At 70.7% G+C, this 16,083-nt stretch carries 17 protein-coding genes; 8 read left to right on the top strand and 9 right to left on the bottom strand.

Features of this window, described 5'->3' with window-relative positions:
• Positions 1-5 precede the first annotated feature (5 nt).
• Both otnC and otnK read right to left on the bottom strand, forming a co-directional pair.
• The gene (gene otnC / locus GGQ83_RS12945; RefSeq protein ID WP_184384660.1) at positions 6-623 is read right to left on the bottom strand and encodes a 3-oxo-tetronate 4-phosphate decarboxylase; all 618 of its coding nucleotides are present in this window, start codon (positions 621-623) and stop codon (positions 6-8) included.
• A complete protein-coding gene (gene otnK / locus GGQ83_RS12940) occupies positions 620-1,882 on the bottom strand; it encodes a 3-oxo-tetronate kinase (protein WP_184384658.1) in 1,263 nt (420 codons plus the stop codon). The genes otnC and otnK overlap by 4 nt, the downstream gene beginning before the upstream one ends.
• A 99-nt stretch (positions 1,883-1,981) precedes the next feature.
• Here otnK and GGQ83_RS12935 point away from each other — a divergent pair, with 99 nt between their 5' ends.
• Together GGQ83_RS12935 and GGQ83_RS12930 are read left to right on the top strand one after the other, a co-directional pair.
• Positions 1,982-2,281, top strand: a complete 300-nt coding sequence (locus GGQ83_RS12935; RefSeq protein WP_184384656.1) for a hypothetical protein — start codon at positions 1,982-1,984, stop codon at positions 2,279-2,281.
• Positions 2,282-2,374: 93 nt separating this feature from the next.
• The gene (locus GGQ83_RS12930; RefSeq protein ID WP_184384654.1) at positions 2,375-2,608 is read left to right on the top strand and encodes a hypothetical protein; all 234 of its coding nucleotides are present in this window, start codon (positions 2,375-2,377) and stop codon (positions 2,606-2,608) included.
• A gap of 65 nt (positions 2,609-2,673) precedes the next feature.
• On the opposite strand, the gene GGQ83_RS12925 is transcribed toward GGQ83_RS12930, so the two are convergent.
• The 3 genes from GGQ83_RS12925 to GGQ83_RS12915 all read right to left on the bottom strand — a co-directional run bounded on the left by GGQ83_RS12925 (position 2,674) and on the right by GGQ83_RS12915 (position 5,660).
• Positions 2,674-3,057: a DoxX family protein gene (locus tag GGQ83_RS12925; RefSeq protein WP_184384652.1), complete on the bottom strand. Its 384-nt coding sequence runs from the start codon at positions 3,055-3,057 to the stop codon at positions 2,674-2,676.
• Between the two features lie 76 nt (positions 3,058-3,133).
• Positions 3,134-4,375: a phosphoglycerate dehydrogenase gene (gene serA / locus GGQ83_RS12920; RefSeq protein ID WP_242535144.1), complete on the bottom strand. Its 1,242-nt coding sequence runs from the start codon at positions 4,373-4,375 to the stop codon at positions 3,134-3,136.
• A 7-nt stretch (positions 4,376-4,382) separates the two neighbouring features.
• A complete protein-coding gene (locus GGQ83_RS12915) occupies positions 4,383-5,660 on the bottom strand; it encodes a Zn-dependent hydrolase (protein WP_184384648.1) in 1,278 nt (425 codons plus the stop codon).
• Between the two features lie 144 nt (positions 5,661-5,804).
• On the opposite strand from GGQ83_RS12915, the gene uraH reads away from it, so the two are divergent.
• Together uraH and GGQ83_RS12905 are read left to right on the top strand one after the other, a co-directional pair.
• Complete coding sequence (gene uraH / locus GGQ83_RS12910; protein WP_184384646.1) at positions 5,805-6,152, top strand: hydroxyisourate hydrolase; 348 nt, start codon at positions 5,805-5,807, stop codon at positions 6,150-6,152.
• A 3-nt stretch (positions 6,153-6,155) separates the two neighbouring features.
• Entirely contained in the window at positions 6,156-7,349 is a 1,194-nt protein-coding gene (locus tag GGQ83_RS12905) for a urate hydroxylase PuuD (protein WP_184384644.1), read from the top strand.
• Between the two features lie 78 nt (positions 7,350-7,427).
• On the opposite strand, the gene GGQ83_RS12900 is transcribed toward GGQ83_RS12905, so the two are convergent.
• From GGQ83_RS12900 to GGQ83_RS12890, 3 genes are all read right to left on the bottom strand, one after another.
• Positions 7,428-8,354 carry a hypothetical protein gene (locus tag GGQ83_RS12900; RefSeq protein WP_184384642.1) on the bottom strand — a complete coding sequence of 309 codons (927 nt, stop codon included), beginning with the start codon at positions 8,352-8,354 and terminating at the stop codon, positions 7,428-7,430.
• 106 nt (positions 8,355-8,460) lie between these two features.
• A complete protein-coding gene (locus GGQ83_RS12895; protein WP_184384640.1) occupies positions 8,461-10,128 on the bottom strand; it encodes a M3 family oligoendopeptidase in 1,668 nt (555 codons plus the stop codon).
• Between the two features lie 6 nt (positions 10,129-10,134).
• The gene (locus GGQ83_RS12890; protein ID WP_184384638.1) at positions 10,135-10,836 is read right to left on the bottom strand and encodes a dienelactone hydrolase family protein; all 702 of its coding nucleotides are present in this window, start codon (positions 10,834-10,836) and stop codon (positions 10,135-10,137) included.
• 65 nt (positions 10,837-10,901) lie between these two features.
• Between GGQ83_RS12890 and GGQ83_RS12885 the strand changes: the two genes are divergently transcribed.
• The 3 genes from GGQ83_RS12885 to GGQ83_RS12875 all read left to right on the top strand — a co-directional run bounded on the left by GGQ83_RS12885 (position 10,902) and on the right by GGQ83_RS12875 (position 13,883).
• Positions 10,902-11,594: a DUF3047 domain-containing protein gene (locus GGQ83_RS12885; protein ID WP_184384636.1), complete on the top strand. Its 693-nt coding sequence runs from the start codon at positions 10,902-10,904 to the stop codon at positions 11,592-11,594.
• A 13-nt stretch (positions 11,595-11,607) separates the two neighbouring features.
• Positions 11,608-12,096, top strand: a complete 489-nt coding sequence (locus tag GGQ83_RS12880; protein ID WP_184384634.1) for a flavin reductase — start codon at positions 11,608-11,610, stop codon at positions 12,094-12,096.
• A gap of 125 nt (positions 12,097-12,221) precedes the next feature.
• On the top strand, positions 12,222-13,883 hold the full coding sequence (locus GGQ83_RS12875; RefSeq protein WP_184384632.1) for a DUF6311 domain-containing protein: 1,662 nt from the start codon (positions 12,222-12,224) through the stop codon (positions 13,881-13,883).
• Here GGQ83_RS12875 and GGQ83_RS12870 read toward each other — a convergent pair.
• The gene (locus tag GGQ83_RS12870; RefSeq protein WP_184384630.1) at positions 13,868-15,430 is read right to left on the bottom strand and encodes a sulfatase-like hydrolase/transferase; all 1,563 of its coding nucleotides are present in this window, start codon (positions 15,428-15,430) and stop codon (positions 13,868-13,870) included. The two genes, GGQ83_RS12875 and GGQ83_RS12870, sit on opposite strands and share 16 nt — an antisense overlap.
• A gap of 56 nt (positions 15,431-15,486) precedes the next feature.
• On the opposite strand from GGQ83_RS12870, the gene GGQ83_RS12865 reads away from it, so the two are divergent.
• Entirely contained in the window at positions 15,487-16,038 is a 552-nt protein-coding gene (locus GGQ83_RS12865) for a carboxymuconolactone decarboxylase family protein (RefSeq protein WP_184384628.1), read from the top strand.
• Positions 16,039-16,083: the final 45 nt, after the last annotated feature.

The raw sequence follows: 16,083 nt of genomic DNA, 5'->3' as shown, positions 1-16,083 counted from the left end.
CAGGGTCATCCAAAGGTTTGCAGAAGGTCATCCACCTGCCCGGGTGTGAGCAGGCGGGGGTTCCGGCCTTGCAAGAGCAGGGCCAGCTTCGCGGCTTCCTCCAGCTCCTCGGCGGCGTTCACCGCGTCGGTCAGGGTGGGGCCGCAGATCACGGGGCCGTGATTGGCGAGCAGCACGGCCTTGGCACGGCGCGCGGCCGCATGGATGGCGGGCTCCATGGCGGCATCGCCGGGGCGGTAATAGGGGATGAGGGGAATTTCCCGCCCCGCGCGCATCACGAAATAGGGCGTGAGCGGCGGGATCACGCCATCGAGGCAGGAGATGGCGGTGGCGTAGGTGCTGTGCAGGTGGACCACCGCCCCGGCATCGGGCCGGGCGGTGAGGAAGGCGCGGTGGAGGAAGACCTCCTTGGTCGGCTTGTCGCCGCCCACATGCGCCCAGTTGGCGTCCAGCCTGCTGATCCGCGCGGCATCGAGCCGTCCCAGCGAGGAATTGGTGGGCGTCATCAGGTAGCCATCGGTCAGGCGCACGGAGATGTTGCCCGCGCTGCCCACCGAAAAGCCGCGCTGGAAGAGGGAGGCGCCGAGCGCCACCAGCTCCTCCCGGGCCTGCTGTTCGTTCATGCAAAGGCCTTCAGGAAGAAGTCCCGCGCGCCGAAATTGCCTGACTTCAGGGCCAGGTGCAGGCCCTCCCGCGCGGCCTCGGAGGTGGCGTGGGTCCAGGGCACGCCGGGGTCTATCTCGGGGCCGATGCGCAGCGACTTCACGCCCAGGCGCTGCACCACGGCGCCCGAGGTCTCGCCGCCCGCCACCACCAGGCGGCGCACGCCGGCCGCGACCAGGGCGGCCGCGATGGCGGCCATCGTGTCCTCCACCAGCGCGCCGGCGGCGTCGCGGCCGAGCTTCGCCTGCAAGGCCTCCACCTTGTCCGGCGGCGCCGAGGCCGCGATGACCACGGGCCGCGCGGCGTCGAGCTTGTCCGCCATCCATTCCCGCGCCTGGGCTTCCAGGGCGGCGGCATCGGGCGTGGCGAGCGCGTCCAGTTCCAGCACCGGCACATGACCGCGCGCGAGGCCGATCTGCCCCAGCGTGGCGCGCGAGCAGGAGCCGGCGACGACGGCGCAGAGGCCTGTGGCGGGGGGCAGCGCATCGGCGTCGTCGCGCACCGGCAGCAGCCCGGCGCGGCGGAAATTCTCGGGCAGGCCCATGGCGATGCCCGAGCCGCCGGTGATGAGGGCATGGTTCGCGCAGGCCTCGCCCAGCGCCATCAGGTGCGCGTCCGTCACGGCATCGGCGATGGCGAGGCCGCGGCCCGATTCGGTCAGGCGGGCCATGTCGGCGCGGATGGCGGCCACCCCGCGCTCCACGCTGGCGAAGGGGATCAGCCCCACCCCCGCCCGCGTCTGGCGCGAGAGCACGCGCACCAGGTTGGGGTCGGTCATGGGGGTGAGGGGGTGGTTCTCCATCCCGCCCTCGCTCAGCAGATGGGCGCCCACGAAGAGGTGCCCCTGGTAGATGGTGCGGCCATTGGTCGGGAAGGCCGGGCAGGCGATGGCGAAGCCGGTGCCGAGCCGCTTCATCAGCGCCTCCGCCACCGGGCCGATATTGCCCTCATCCGTGCTGTCGAAGGTGGAGCAGTATTTGAAGAGGATCTGCTTCGCACCTGCCGCCAGCAGCGCCTCGCAGGCGGCCAGCGACTGGGCGATGGCCTCGGCCACGGGAATCGTGCGGGATTTCAGCGCGATGATGACGGCGTCCGCCTCGGGCAGGTCGCCATCTGGCACCCCGATCACCTGGACGGCGCGCATGCCCTGCCGCACCAGCGTGCTGGCGAGGTCGGTGGCGCCGGTGAAATCATCGGCGATGCAGCCGAGCAGGGGCATGGGGGCACTCCGTCGCGTGAACCTCTCCTTTACGGAGTGTGTCGGCGGGCGCAACGGGGCTTGAACCGATCGCCGCGCGGGGCGACATGTGGGGGCGCCATGAACGATCCCCATTGCCGCCCGCCCATCCTGGACATGACGCCCGAGGGCGAGTTCCGCGAGGCCCCCCGGCCTTCCTGGCTGGACCGCGTGCTGGCGCGCACCGGCGGCATCGCCATCCTGGTGCTGGCGGCCACGCTGGGGCTGGTGCTGGTGGCGGTGGCCATCCTGTTCATTAGCCTGCTGATCCCGGTGGCCATCGGGGCGGGGCTGATCGCCGCCATCTCCATCTGGTGGCGCCGCCGGCGCATGCGCCAGGCGGGCATCCAGCCGGCCACCATCTTCGTGGTCCGCCGCTGAGGCCGGAGTTCCTGCCTGGCTGACGACCGGCCCTTCGGCCTCGACCCCACCCGCACCTTCGAGGTCGGGCGCGACGGCGCCCCGCGCGAGGGCGTGTCCCCCCCGCCCGAATGGCTTTCCCCCCGGCACCGCCTGGTGCTGGGGCTTTTCGCGTTGGGGCTGGTGGTGGTGGGAGGCTTGGCGGGGCTGACGGTGGCGGCCTTCGCCTCCGGCGCGCGGGAGGTGGCGGCGGCCTTCGCGCTGGCGACCCTGGCGGCGAGCCCGCTGCTGGTGCTGGGGCCGGTGCAGGATTGGTGGCGGTTCCGGCGGGGGCGGCGGCTGCGCTAAAGCCTTCTTGGAGCAAGTGATCTCCCGCTCCGGCGCCTCCGCCTCCGCGGATCAGGCGCCAGGATTCAGGCCGGCGACCGCACCACGGCGCGGATGCGCGCATCGCGCAGATAGAGACCCACCCAGGCGGCCAGCCCGAGCGCCAGGCAGATGATCTGCGGCGGGGTGCCGACCTCGCCCAGGCGGAAATGGATGGCGATGGCCCCGCCCAGGAAGCCCGTGACCAGCACCGCGCCCAGCGGCGCCGAGCGCGGAACGGCCAGGATGGCGGCGCAGGCCAGGGTGATGGTGCCCAGCAGCGGCGCCATGGCCAGCGGAATTTGCGACCCCTCCATGATGGCCACCATGAAGCCCGGCTGGAGGATCTGCGCCAAACCGTCCAGCGCCAGCAGCAGGACGACGAGATAGACCAGCACGTGGCCGACAAGGGCGGTGCGGGGGGTGGGCATGGGGGGGCTCCTGGCAGGAAGATACCCCAGTTCAGCATGGATTTCGTGTCGCGTCGCGATCGAAATGGCGACGACCCTACTCCTTTTCGTAGAGCAACCGCGCCCGGATCGTCCCCGGCAAGGCCCGCAGCTCCGTCAGGATGGCCTCGCTGTCGCGCGTGGCCCCGGCATCCACGACCACATAGCCGATCTCGCCATCGGTCTGCAGATACTGGCCGGCGATGTTCACGCCGCGCTTGGCGAAGACCTGGTTGACGTTGCCCAGCACGCCCGGCGCGTTGCGGTGGACATGCATGAAGCGCGTGCCGGTGGGCCGCGCGGGGAGCGCCACCTGGGGGAAGTTCACGGCGCCCTCGGTGCTGCCGGTGTCGGAGTAGTCGGCCAGCTTGCGCGCCACCTCCTCGCCGATGCGCGACTGCGCCTCCTCCGTGCTGCCGCCGATATGCGGCGTCAGGATCACATTGGGCAGGCCCTGCACGGGGGCGTGGAAGGGGTCGCCGTTGCGCTTGGGCTCCTCGGGGAAGACGTCCAGCGCGGCGCCGCCCAGGTGGCCGGCGCGCAGGGCCTCGGCCAGGGCCGGCAGGTCCACCAGCGTGCCGCGGGCATTGTTGATGAGGAAGGCGCCGCGGCGCATCTTCGCGATCTGCGCCGCACCGATCATGCCCATGGTGTCGGCGGTTTCCGGCACATGCACGGTGACGACGTCGGACCAGTGCAGCAGCTCATCCAGGCTCGCGCAGCGCGAGGCGTTCCCCAGCGGCAGGCGCCCGGCCGTGTCGTAGTAGATGACGCGCATGCCGAAGCTCTCGGCCAGCACGGAAAGCTGCTTGCCGATATTGCCATAGCCCACGATGCCGAGCGTGCGGCCCCGCACCTCGCGGTAGCCATCGGCGCTCTTGTCCCACTCGCCCGCATGGGCGGCGTTGGACTTGGGGAAGACGCCGCGCAGCAGCATCACGATCTCGCCCAGCGTCAGTTCGGCCACGCTGCGCGTGTTGCTGAAGGGCGCGTTGAACACCGGGATGCCCAGGCGCCGCGCCGCGTCCAGGTCCACCTGGTTGGTGCCGATGCAGAAGCAGCCGATGGTCAGCAGCCGGTCGGCGGCGGCCAGCGCCTCGGCCGTCAGCGTGGTGCGGCTGCGGATGCCCAGCATGTGGACACCCTTCAGCGCGGCGTGCAGCGCCTCGCCCTCCAGCGCCTTCTTCTCGCGCGTGACGTTCGTGTAGCCGTCCTCGGCCAGCAGGTTCACCGCGGTGTCGGAGATGTTCTCCAGCAGCAGGGTGCGGATGCGGGCCTTGGGGAAGGAGAGTTCGGACATGGGCATCTCAGCGGTTGGCCAGGTCCGCCAGGACCTGGGCCAGCACGCGGGTGCCGGCGGCCAGGGCCTCGGGGGTGGCGTGTTCGGAAGGGTGGTGGGAGACGCCGGCGCGGCAGGGCACGAAGATCATCCCCGTGGGGCAGATGGGCACCAGGAACTGCGCGTCATGGAAGGCGCCGGAGGGCAGGCGCATGTGCCGCAGGCCTTGGGATTTCGCCGCGGCCTCCACCGCATCCGGCACCACGGCGCCGAAATCGGCCGGGACGGCGTGGAAGCGTTCGGTCACGCGGGCGGTGCAGTGGCGGAGTGCGGCCTGGATCACGCCCTCGATCGCATTGCCGCGCGCCTGGAGCACGGCATTGTCGGGGTGGCGGAAATCGATGGTGAAGCGCGCGAGGCCCGCCACCGAGTTGGAGGTGTTGGGCTGCACCTCGATGCTGGCGACCGTGAAGCGCAGCACATCGGCCGGGTCGTGCATCAGCGTGTTCAGGGCCTGGATGGCGCGCAGCATGTCCTGCACCGCGTCCTTGCGCATCGCGAGCGGCGTGGTGCCGGCGTGGTCGGACTTGCCCATGATGTCCACGATGAACCAGCGGCTGCCCTGGATGCCGGTGACGACGCCGATGTCCGCCTCCCGCGCCTCCAGCATCGGCCCCTGCTCGATATGGGCTTCGACATAGGCGAAGGGGGCCGGGCCTTCCACGACGCCGAGCTTGCGGCGGGGGAGGTCGGATTCGCTCTCCAGCAGGGCGGTCAGGGCTTGGCCGAAGGGGATGCCCTCGCGGTCGGTGATGGCGTCCCAGGTCTCGGGGGGGGCGAAGCCGGCATAGGCCATGCTGCCCATGCAGCCGGGGGCATAGCGGCCGCCTTCCTCATTGGTCCAGGCCACGACCTCGATGGGGCGCTTCGTCTGAACGCCGGCCTCGCGGAGCGCCCGCACGGCCTCGAAGCCCGCGATCACGCCCCAGATGCCGTCGAACCGGCCGCCATTGGGCTGGCTGTCCATGTGGCTGCCGGTCAGCACGGGGGCCAGCGTGGGGTCCGTGCCCTCATGCCGCAGGAAGAGGTTGCCCAGCCGGTCCACGCTGGCGGAAAGCCCGGCCTTCTCCGCCCAGCCCAGCAGCAGGCGCCGCGCCTGGCGGTCCAGGTCGGACAGGCAGGGGCGGTTCACGCCGATATGGCCGTCCGGGTCGGTGAAGGCGCCCAGCTCGGCCATCGCCATCATGTCCTGCCAGTGGCGGGCTTCATTGACGGCGGCGACGAGGTTCGGGGCGATGGGCGGCATCTGCGGTGTCCTGCGGCGGAATGTGGCGATTAGGGCCGCAGGCCTGGGCAATCAAGCGCAAGCCCGGCATCCCTGCCATCACCGGGCGCTTGCCAGTGGCCGTGGCCGCCGCGCTATCCTGCATTGCAACATCGAGGCACCCCCATGGGCCGGCTTTCCACCCATGTCCTGGACACCGCCCATGGCCGGCCCGCCGCCGGCATGGGCTATGCGCTGCACCGGCGGGACGGCGAGGCGCGGCATTTGCTGGCCCAGGGCGTGACCAACGCCGATGGCCGCACCGACGCCCCCCTGCTGGCCGGCGAGGCCTTCGCCCCCGGCCGCTACGAGCTCAGCTTCGAGGTCGCCGCCTATTTTCGCGCCCAGGGGGTGAGCCTGCCCGAGCCCGCCTTCCTCGACGTGGTGACGCTGACCTTCGGCATGGCGGAAGGGCATTACCATGTGCCCCTGCTGGTCTCGCCCTATGGCTACAGCACCTATCGGGGGAGCTGAGGGATGGAATTCGACGCTGGCTATCTGGCCGAGTGGGCCAACCTGCTGCTGCGCTGGCTGCACATCATCACCGGCATCGCCTGGATCGGGGCGAGCTTCTATTTCATCGCGCTGGACAACAGCCTGGACCCGCCCGCCGATGGCAACCGGCTGGTGCGCGGCGAGCAATGGTCCATCCATGGCGGCGGCGTCTACTACAAGCGCAAATACATCAACGCGCCCGAAGCCCTGCCCGAGAAGCTGCACTGGTTCAAATGGGAAGCCTACTGGACCTGGATGAGCGGCTTCGCGCTGTTCGTCCTGATCTATTGGGGCCAGGCCAGCACCTATCTCATTGACCCCGCCGTGCTGGATTTGCCGGTGTGGCTGGCTATCCTGCTCTCCGCGCTGATGCTGGTGGGGGGGTGGGTGGGCTATGACCTGCTGTGCCGCTCGCGCTTCGGCGAGAACGAAACCAAGCTGCTGGCCGCCGGGGCCGCCATGCTGGTGGTGGCCACGCTCATCGCCACGCACCTGTTCTCCGGCCGCGGCGCCTTCCTGCTGATCGGCGCCATGACGGGCACGATCATGGTGGCCAATGTCGCGATGGTGATCATCCCCGGCCAGCGGAAGATGGTGGCCGCCATGCGGGCGGGCGAAACACCCGACCCCAAATATGGCGCCTGGGGCAAGCAGCGCAGCGTCCACAACACCTACCTGACGCTGCCCGTGCTGTTCCTGATGATCAGCCCGCACTACCCGTTGATCTATCAGCACCACCTGAACTGGCTGCTGCTGATCCTGCTGGCGCTGGCGGGCGCGCTGGTGCGGCAATTCTTCGTGCTGCGCCATTCGGGGCGGCGGAACTGGGCGCTGCCGGCGGGCGGCGCGCTGGCGGTGGCGTTGATCTTCGTGATCGCCGCACCCCGACCCGACCCGCGCTTCGCGGGCGTGGAGGCGCCACCCTTCCAGGACGTCCAGGCGCTGGTGGCGAGCCACTGCGCGCAATGCCACGCCGCCCGCCCCACCTTCGAGGGCATCGCCGTGGCCCCCAAGGGCGTGATGCTGGAAACGCCGCAGCAGATCCGCCGCTGGGCCGCCGCCATGCGCCAGCAGGTGCAGAGCGAGGCCATGCCCCCCGGCAACCTGACCGACATGACGACCGAACAGCGCGCGCAGATCATCGCCTGGATCGCGGCGGGGGCGCGGGTGGAATAACGCGTCTGATCGTCGCCGGCGCAGGCCGGCGGCGTGAATCAGCCGCACATTATGCCTCAGCCCCCGCGGTCGCGGTGCTCAAGCCGCTTCCTGTGCCGGGCGGGGGAACATGCAGACCGCCGCCTCCAGCTCGATGCGGTCCTCATCCTCCAGGCGAAGGGCGAAGTGGCGGCCGGGGAGAGCGACCCCCAGCTGATCGACCTTGTGGATGAGCTCCAGGATCCTGCCGTCCTGCTGCGGCGGGATGCGATGGAGCCTCTCGACACGCTCGGCCTCGTCGGAGGTGATCCGCACCCGCACGGGATCGCCCAGCATGTTGAAGGAGAGGCCCACCATCATGCCGTGGGCCGGCAGGCTGAACCGCGCAACCTCGCCAGGGCGCAGCAAGGTGTATCGCTGGAGGCGCAGGCTGGACTGGCGCTCGATCACCTCGGCGCCGGCCGCCTCGAACCGTGGGGCGGCGAAGGATGGCGGGAGCTCGGCGAAGGGGCCGGGTGCCACGTTCGTCACCACCGACAGCAAGCTCTCCATCATGGCCGCGCGCAGGGCCGGCCCGAGGTGCATGGTGTCCAGCATGTCGAAGGGGCAGGCGCCGTCCTCGACCAGCTGATAGCCATCCACCACCGGGACGCCGCGGGCCTTCGCCTCCGCGAGCCGGGCCGCGCGGGCCGCCTGGGCGATGTCCTGGATGGGCGTTTGCGGCGTGATGAGCAGCACGGGCACGATGCCGCGGGCCCGCAGCCAATCCACCGTGTGCCACAGCACCAGGCTGCTCACGCCGTCGCCGTGCTGCCAGATCTGCCCGTTGTCCGCGGGGTCCATGGCGAGGTGCGTCACGCCGGCCAGGTCGGCGCTGCTGAGCATGTAGGGCAGCAGGGCGGAGGGCGAGCCGCCCAGACCCACCGCCTGGACCGCGAAGGGCGGGTCCATCCCTCGCAGGACGGCGGCGAAGCCGTCATGCTTGATGGTGTTGCTGGTGCCGATCATGAGAAGCTTGCGCTGCATGACGCAGGATTAGACGTGGGTGCCCGGGCCTGCAATGCAATCACACATGCAGCGGCCGCACCTCTCCCGAGGCGGGCGCCTCGAGTGAGCCCTGGGGGGCGCGGGTTCAGGCCAGAACCGCCCGTGCCTCCTCGACCACGCCCGCCAGCGCCCCCGGCGCGAAGGGCGAGGCGAGCCCCGCCGAATCCACCAGCCCCGAGAAGGGCAGCGACCCGCCACGGCCGCACAGCGCCACATAGGCCTCCAGCGCGGCCGGCGCGTCGCGGCGCGAGCGTTGCCAGAACTGCATCGCGCAGCACAGCGCCAGCGCATAATCAATGTAGTAGAAGGGCGAGTTGTAGATGTGCTGCTTCGCCTGCCAGCGCCCGCCCTTGGCCGGGTATTCCAGGTCCCCGTAATCGGTCCAGGGCATGTAGAGCTTCTCCAGCCGCTGCCAGATGGCGTGGCGTTCGGCGGGCGTGGCGTCAGGGTTGGTGTAGACCTCGTGCTGGAAGTGATCCACGCAGGCGCCATAGGGGAGGAAGGCGAGCGAGCTGATCAGGTGCATGCGCCGGAACCGCTCGGCCGCCGCCTCGCCCACCAAATGATGGATGCCGGGATGGGTCAGGAATTCCAGGCCCATCGAATGGATCTCGGCCGATTCCATGCCAGGCCAGAGCTGGTCCAGCCCGGGCAGGGCGCGGCTTTGCCAGCACTGGAAGGCATGGCCCATCTCGTGCGTGAAGACGCCGATGTCGTGGTGGGTGCCGTTGAAGTTGGCGAAGATGAAGGGCGCGCCCTGCACCGGGAAGCTGATGCAGAAGCCGCCGCCCGCCTTGCCCGGCCGGTTCTTCAGATCGAGGAACCCGCCCGCCGCCATGCCGCGGAAGAAGGTGCCCAGCCGCGGGTCCATCCCGTCGAACATGGCCTGGGCCGCGGCCAGCAGGGTGTCGTGGTCGCCGAGCGGGGCGGGGTTGCCGTCGGGGTCTATCAGCGCCTCGTCCCAGTAGCGCAGGCGGTCCCAGCCATGGGCGGCGCGGCGGGCCTCCAGCAGCTCGGCCACCAGGGGGACCACGCGCGCCACGATTTCCTCGCGGTAGCGCGCGACCTCCTCCGGCCCGTAGTCGAGGCGGCGCATGCGGCGATAGGCCAGCGCGGTGAAGCTCTCGTCGCCCAGCTTGCGGGCCATGCCGTGCCGCAGCTTCACCAGCGCGTCGTAGATCGCGTCCAATTCCTTGCCATTCTGCGCGAAGAAGGACCAGCGCGCGGCCTCCGCCTCGTGGCGGCGGGCGCGGTCCGGGTGCTCGGCATGGGGGGCGAGGCCGGAGAGGTTCACCTCCTCCCCCGCCACGCGCAGCTTCGCCCCCGCCAGCAGCGCGGTGTAGCGGGCGGAGAGCTTCGCCTCCTCTTCCATATCGGCCGCGATCTCGGGGGCGAAGGTGGTGATGTCGCAACGCCACAGCGCCGGCGTGTGCGCGCCGCAGATTTCGGCGACCAAGGCGAGGTCCACCTCCTCCAGCACGCGGCGCTTCATCGCCGTCTCATGGCCCTGCACCACGGGGCCGAGGGCGTCGGCATATTCGCGCTCGGCCTTGGCCGCGGCATCCGTGGTGTCCTGGGCGAAGCGCAGATGGGCCAGCGCCATCCAGCCATCCACCTCGCGCCGCAGCGCGTCCCATTCGCGCAGGGTGGCCTCGGGCGCCTGGGAGAGAGCCGCGTTCAGGGCGGCGTAGCGCGCGGCCAGGGCGTCGCGGTCCGGGCGGGGTGCGGTGATGTCGGAAAAGCGCAGTTCCATCGCCGGTCAGCCCAGGTGCCGCACGAGGAATTCGGCCGTGCGCCCATTGGCGATGGTGGCCGCCCGCGCATCCCAGGCATGGCCGCCCATGCGGGCGAAGGCGTGGTCCACGCCCGGATAGACATGGGCCGTGACCTGCGGGTGGCCCTTCACGCCGGCCAGGATGGCGGCCTGGGCCTCGGGCGGCACGAACTTGTCCTTTTCCGCGATGTGCATCAGCAGCGGGTGCTTGATCTGCGGCGCGTCCTCCAGCATCCCCTCGATGCCCACGCCGTAGTAGCTGACATGGCATTCGGCATCCGTGCCGACCGCGGTGCGCCAGGCCATGCGCCCGCCCAGGCAGAAGCCCATGGTGCCCACCTTGCCGTTGCTGCCCGGCAGGGCGCGGGCCGCGGCGATGGTGGCGGCCAGGTCATCCAGGCCCTTCGCCTGGTCGAAGCCGTTCATCAGCGCGAAGGCGCGTTCCCACTGCGCCTGGCCGGCATCGGGGTCCAGGTCCACATTCGGCTCCTGCCGCCAGAACAGGTCGGGGCAGAGCGCGATGAAGCCCATGTCGGCCACCCATTCGGACAGCGCGCGCATGGCGGCGTTCACGCCGAAGATCTCCTGGATGAGCACCACGCAGCCCGCGGGCTCGGATTTCGGGCGAACCAGCAGGGTGTCGAAGCGGCCGGTTCCGTCGGTGGCCTGGATGGAAAGGCTGGACATGGTCGGGAACTCCCTTGGCGTGTCGCGTGGTTACGGCCATTTAAAGGCCGATGCAGCGTCGTGCCATGATAGCCGCCCTTGCCGCGCCCGCCATCGCCCTGCCAGGCATCGTCTGTCCAGGCAGGGCGCGCGCCGCCCTTTCGTTGGAGGCGGCGCTGGTTCAGGCCGGCTGGACCCATGCGCCCTATGACGGGCTGACGCCGGCCCGCTTCCGCGCCACCCCGAACGGCGTGGCCATCGAGGGCGTCTCGGCCGGCAGCTTCATCTGGCGCCGCACGCCCGGCCAGGCCGCCTGCCTCACCTGGCGCTGGCGGGTGGACCATGGCCCGCCGCCGACGGATTTGACGCGCCGTGGCGGCGAGGACCGCGCCATCTCACTCACCGTGGGTTTTTCCGGCTGGCCGGCGCGCGCCTCGCTCTGGCAGCGCACCCAGCACGCGGTGGCCCAGGCGCGGGCGGGCGACCACCCGTTGCCGCGCTCGGCACTCATCTATGTCTGGGGCGGCACGGGGCGGGAACCCGCGGCCTTCTACAGCCCCTGGATGGGCGGCCTCGGCAAGGTGCGCGTGCTGCGCCCCGCCGCCGCCCCGACCGGGCGCTGGTTCGAGGAGCGGGTGGACCTCGCCGCCGACTGGACCGAAAGTTTCGGCGGCCCCCCGCCACCCCTGCAAGAGATTGCCCTCGGCACCGATACGGACGACACCGGTGCGCGCGTCTCGGCCATGGTCGAGAACATCCGTCTCACCCCCTGCGGTTAGGAACCGAAACCCGATGCCCATCGAGCGCAAGGAATTCCGTGATGCCATGGCCCGCCTGCCGGCGGCGGTGAACATCATCACCACGGGCGGCCCCGCCGGCCGCGGTGGCTTCACGGCCAGCGCGGTGTGCAGCGTGACCGACAGCCCGGCCACGCTGCTGGTGTGCATGAACCGCACCGTCTCCTCGGCCGAACTGTTCCGGGCGAATGGCACGCTCTGCGTGAACACGCTGTGCGGCAGCCAGGAGGAGCTTTCGGGGATCTTTGCGGGTGCCACGGGCGTGGATGGCGAGGCGCGGTTCGAATTCGGCACCTGGTCGCCCATCGTCACCGGGGCGCCGGCGCTGGAGGGCTGCCTTGTGGCCTTTGACGCGCGCATCACCGACATGATCGAGAAAGGCACGCATGTCGTGATCTTCGCGGAGGTGGAGGCGGTGCGGATCGGCGGCGCGGACCCGGCGCTGCTGTATTTCGCGCGGAATTACCGGCAGGTCGCGGCGTAAGCCGCGCGTTGGAACTTCCCGGCGTAAGCCGCGCTTTGGAGTGTCGCGGCGTAAGCCGCGCGTTGGAACGTCTCGGCATAGCTCCAGCTTGACAGCCCCGGGGGGCGGACTGACACCCTGACCGGGTGAGGAAGCAAGGCGCACGCGCCGGCCGGTGGTCCGGATGGGCCGCCCTGGCCCTTGTTCTGCTGTGCGGCGCGCTGGCGCCGCTGCTGACACTCGGCCCGCGCATCCTCGACGTGAACGATCTGGGCTGGCTGCTGCACGGCACGCTGGGGCCGGACCCCGTGGCCTACCTCGTCGCCTGGATGTATTTCGCGCCCGCCCCCTGGGCCTGGCCGCCCGGGCGCAACCCGGACTACGGGCTCGAACTGTCGAGTGCCATCTTCTACGTGGATGTGGTGCCGCTGATGGCCTTCCTGGCCAAGGCGCTGCGGCCGATCGTCGAAATCCCGCAATACTGGGGCCCCTGGCTGGTGCTGAGCGCGGCGCTGCAGGCGGGCTTCGCCTGGAAGCTGCTGGGCGTGGCCGTGCGCGACCCCTGGGCGCGGGCTTTCGGCGCCATCCTCTTCGCCTGGCAGCCCATGCTGCTGAACCGCATGGGCGGGCATTTCGCCCTGGTCAGCCAATGGGCGCTGCTCTGGGCGCTGTGGCTCTGCCTGCGGCCCGCGGCACGGGGGCAGACGGCGTGGTGGATGGCCTGCCTCGGCACGGTCGCGCTGCTCAACGCCTATGTGCTGGCCATGTGCGCGGGGCTGTGGGTCGCGGATCTGCTCGGGCGGCTGTGGCGGGAGCGCGCCTGGGGCGCCACCCTGATCCAGGCGGTGCTGGTGCCGGCAAGCTTCCTCTCCGCCCTCTGGCTCGCCGGGTATTTCACCGTGACGGGCGAGGTGGCACCCATGGGGCTGCATTACGGCCTGGCGCAGCTCGACCTCACCGCCCCCTTCGACGGCACCGCCTGGGGCTGGCTGCTGCCCGGCCTGCCGGGGCTGCGGCATTGGGAGCATGGGGGCAGCTATCTCGGCGCCGGCACTCTGCTGCTGCTGGCCCTGGCGCTGTGGTTCGTGCTGCGCCATGGCGGGGCCTGGCCCGCGCTGCGGCCGCATGCGGTGCTGCTGCTGGTGCTGGCGGGGATGCTCGCTTTCGCCATCTCGCCCAACCTCGCCATCGCGGGGCAGGTCTTTCCACTGTTTGAACTGCCGGGCTTCGCGCGGCGGCTGGCGGACATGCTCCGCTCCTCCGAGCGCTTCTTCTGGCCGCTGGGCTATGCGCTGATCTTCGCCGCCATCGCGGTGCTGGCGCGGCACCTCGCGCGGCCCTGGCTGCGGGCCGCGCTGCTGGGGGCCTTCTTGTTGCAGGCCGCCGACATCCAGGCCGGCATGGGGCAGTTCCGCACCCTGGTGGCCGCGGCACCCCCCGTCGCCGCCGAACGCCTGCCCGACCCCTTCTGGGACGAGGCCGCCCGACGCATCCAGCGCGTCCGCGCCGTGCCCGCCGGCAATTTCGGCGAGGATTGGGAGGAGCTGAGCCGCTGGACCGCCCCGCGCGGCATCCCGAGCGACGCCGTCTATCTCTCCCGCGTGGACCCGGCGCTGGTGGTGGCGCTGAACACCCGCGTGCGCGCTGCGCTGGAGGCGGGGCAGTGGGAGGCCGGCACCCTCTACATCCTGCGCGACGACGCCACCCGCGCCCTGGTGGAGGCGCGCCGCGACCCGGCGCGCGACCTGTTGGCCGAGGTGGATGGCATCACCGTCTTCGCGCCGGGCTGGCTTCACCACTCGCCATAGAAGACGCCGGCGGCCTTGTGGCGGTCGGTGCGGAATTCGGCCTCGGCCCAGGTGAGGGTGGTGCGGCATTTCAGGTTGGTGGCCCAGTCCAGCAGGCGTTCGCGCATCGCCACGCGCGTCGCTTCGTGGGCGGGGTCGGTGCCAAGATCGAAAAACTCGTCCGGGTCGGCGCGGAGGTCATAAAGCTGGGGCGCCAGGCCGCTGGTCCAGTGGATGTACTTCCACTCCGCGGTGCGGAGCATGAAGCCGCGATGCTGGCCGGTGGGCAGCCCGAGCCGCCGCCGCGCCGCGCGGAAGGTGATGTCCAGCTCGCTGATCGCCGCCTCGCGCCACGCGGTCGCGGTGCCGCGCGTGAGGCCGAGCAGCGAACGCCCTTCCAGCACATGCGGCGCCTCCGGCAGGCCCAGTGCGTCGAGGAAGGTGGGGACGAGATCAATGGCCTCCACGAAGCGTGGCTCCACCGTGCCGCGCGTGGCGTCGGCGTCCGGCGAGGGGTCATACATGATCATCGGCACGCGCTGGACGCAGTCGTGGAAGAGTTCCTTCTCCCCCAGCCAGTGGTCGCCCAGATAGTCGCCATGGTCGGAGGTGAACACCACCAGCGTGTCCTCCCAGCGCCCCATGCGCTCCAGCAAATCCCACACACGGCCCAGATGGTCGTCCACCTGCGTGATCAGGCCCATATAGGTGGGGCGGACGGCCTCGATGCAGGCATCGTTCTGGAAGCTCTGCGCCACCTCCTCCTCCTGGAATTCGCGCAGCACGGGGTGGGCGTTGCTGCCGCGCTCGACCGCGTGCCGGCGCACGGGCAAGGCGTGTTCCGGCCCATACATCGCGTGGTAGGGGGCGGGGGCGATGTAGGGCCAGTGCGGCTTCACATAGCTCAGATGCAGCACCCAGGGTGTGTCGCCTTGCGCCTCGATGAAGCGCAGCGCCTGGTCGGTGGTGTAGGCGGTCTCGCTGTGTTCCTCACGCACGCGGGCGGGCAGGCGGGCGTGGCGCATCTTCCAGCCATTGCGGATGCTGCCGTCGGTGTCGGTGGCGGCGATGACGTAGTCCGTCCAGGGGTCGGCGCTGTCATAGCCCTGGGCGCGCAGCCAATGCGCGTAGGCGGATTGCGTCTCGGCATGGTGGCCGTCATGGCGGTCGAGCAGGGTGAACCAGCCCTCGCGCAGCAGCACGGCCAGTTCGTCCTGACCGTCCAGCAGCAGGCGCTTCATGCCGTGGCTGTCGGGCAGCATGTGGGTCTTGCCCGCCAAGGCAAGGGTGCGGCCGGATTCACGCAGGTGCCAGCCCAGCGTGACCTCGCCCACGCTGAGGGGAACACGGTTGTGGGTGGCGCCGTGGCTCGCGACATAGCGGCCCGTGTAGAAGCTCATCCGCGAGGGGCCGCAGATCCCTGATTGCACATAGGCGTGGTCGAAGCGCACCCCGCGCGCGGCCAGCCGGTCCAGGTTGGGGGTGCGGAGGTGCGGGTGGCCGGCGCAGCCCAGATGGTCCCAGCGCAGCTGGTCGCACATGATGAAGAGCACGTTCCGCGCGGCCATTGGCGTTCCCCCTGTCTCGTTCCATCCTACCCGCAACGGCACAGGAGGAAACGCCCATGACCCGCTTCACGCCACTGACCGAGGCCACCATGACCACCCGCCAGCGCGAGGTGGCCGCCAGCATCGGCTCGGGCGCGCGCTCGGGCGTGAAGGGGCCTTTCCCCGCCTGGCTGCACAGCCCCGAGATGGCCGAGCGCCTGCAGCAGGTGGGCCGCTTCATGCGCTGGGAGAGCAGCCTGCCGCCGCGCCTGTCGGAGCTTGCGATCCTCGTCACGGCCAGGCGCTGGCGCGCGCGCTTCGAGTGGTTCGCGCACCACAAGATGGCGATGGATGGCGGCCTCAGCCCCGCCATCGCGGAGGATGTGCGGCTGGGCCGCACGCCGTCCAACATGGCCGAGGACGAGGCCGCGGTGTTCCGCTTCGTCTCCGAGGTGCAGGCCACGGGCGATGTCAGCGACGAGGCCTTCGAGGAAGCCCGCCGCCTCTTCGGCGAGAAGGGCTGCGCCGAACTGCTCGGCATCACGGGCTACTACACCGCCGTCTCCTTCACGTTGAACGTGGACCGCGTGGCGCTGCCGGAGGGCGTGCCCGACCCCTTCCCGGATTGAGCCTGTGCTCGGCCTCGCCCTCCTGCTGAGCGAGCCCTTCGTCCT

Origin of the sequence: Roseococcus suduntuyensis (assembly GCF_014196305.1) — a bacterium.
Lineage (GTDB): Bacteria > Pseudomonadota > Alphaproteobacteria > Acetobacterales > Acetobacteraceae > Roseococcus > Roseococcus suduntuyensis.
This window is presented reverse-complemented; position numbering and strand designations above follow the sequence as displayed.

What these genes read in the sequence shown, in the direction of transcription:
- GGQ83_RS12890 (WP_184384638.1), bottom strand. Translation starts at nt 10,836, where the DNA reads ATGTCCAGCCTTTCCATCCAGGCCACCGACGGAACCGGCCGCTTCGAC.
- GGQ83_RS12885 (WP_184384636.1), top strand. Translation starts at nt 10,902, where the DNA reads ATGATAGCCGCCCTTGCCGCGCCCGCCATCGCCCTGCCAGGCATCGTC.
- GGQ83_RS12915 (WP_184384648.1), bottom strand. Translation starts at nt 5,660, where the DNA reads ATGCCGCCCATCGCCCCGAACCTCGTCGCCGCCGTCAATGAAGCCCGC.
- GGQ83_RS12935 (WP_184384656.1), top strand. Translation starts at nt 1,982, where the DNA reads ATGAACGATCCCCATTGCCGCCCGCCCATCCTGGACATGACGCCCGAG.
- otnC (WP_184384660.1), bottom strand. Translation starts at nt 623, where the DNA reads ATGAACGAACAGCAGGCCCGGGAGGAGCTGGTGGCGCTCGGCGCCTCC.
- GGQ83_RS12895 (WP_184384640.1), bottom strand. Translation starts at nt 10,128, where the DNA reads ATGGAACTGCGCTTTTCCGACATCACCGCACCCCGCCCGGACCGCGAC.
- serA (WP_242535144.1), bottom strand. Translation starts at nt 4,375, where the DNA reads ATGTCCGAACTCTCCTTCCCCAAGGCCCGCATCCGCACCCTGCTGCTG.
- GGQ83_RS12865 (WP_184384628.1), top strand. Translation starts at nt 15,487, where the DNA reads ATGACCCGCTTCACGCCACTGACCGAGGCCACCATGACCACCCGCCAG.
- otnK (WP_184384658.1), bottom strand. Translation starts at nt 1,882, where the DNA reads ATGCCCCTGCTCGGCTGCATCGCCGATGATTTCACCGGCGCCACCGAC.
- uraH (WP_184384646.1), top strand. Translation starts at nt 5,805, where the DNA reads ATGGGCCGGCTTTCCACCCATGTCCTGGACACCGCCCATGGCCGGCCC.
- GGQ83_RS12905 (WP_184384644.1), top strand. Translation starts at nt 6,156, where the DNA reads ATGGAATTCGACGCTGGCTATCTGGCCGAGTGGGCCAACCTGCTGCTG.
- GGQ83_RS12925 (WP_184384652.1), bottom strand. Translation starts at nt 3,057, where the DNA reads ATGCCCACCCCCCGCACCGCCCTTGTCGGCCACGTGCTGGTCTATCTC.
- GGQ83_RS12880 (WP_184384634.1), top strand. Translation starts at nt 11,608, where the DNA reads ATGCCCATCGAGCGCAAGGAATTCCGTGATGCCATGGCCCGCCTGCCG.
- GGQ83_RS12870 (WP_184384630.1), bottom strand. Translation starts at nt 15,430, where the DNA reads ATGGCCGCGCGGAACGTGCTCTTCATCATGTGCGACCAGCTGCGCTGG.
- GGQ83_RS12900 (WP_184384642.1), bottom strand. Translation starts at nt 8,354, where the DNA reads ATGCAGCGCAAGCTTCTCATGATCGGCACCAGCAACACCATCAAGCAT.